Source organism: Colwellia sp. MB02u-9, from assembly GCF_014077085.1.
Classification (GTDB): Bacteria; Pseudomonadota; Gammaproteobacteria; order Enterobacterales; family Alteromonadaceae; genus Cognaticolwellia.
Genome location: NZ_JACGVF010000030.1, coordinates 1 through 261, shown reverse-complemented (window position 1 = coordinate 261; position 261 = coordinate 1). Strand labels below are relative to the sequence as shown.

Here is a 261-nt window from a genome sequence, read left to right as displayed (position 1 = left end):
AACGTGCTGATGAATTAGTCCTCGCCAACAAAGAGCTAGCCTTTCAAAATGAAGAGAAAGACAAGCGGGCCGAAGAGCTTATTCTTGCCAAAGAAGAAAAAGAACAACGCGCCGATGAATTAATTCTCGCCAACGCAGAGCTAGCCTTTCAAAATGAAGAGAAAGACAAGCGGGCTGAAGAGCTGATTCTCGCTAAAGAAGAAAAAGAACAACGTGCTGATGAATTAGTCCTCGCCAACAAAGAGCTAGCCTTTCAAAATG

At 43.7% G+C, this 261-nt stretch carries 1 pseudogene; it reads left to right on the top strand.

Annotation, left to right across the window (positions count from 1 at the left end):
* A pseudogene (locus H4J65_RS00110) lies at positions 1 to 261 on the top strand (GGDEF-domain containing protein); the annotation flags it as partial.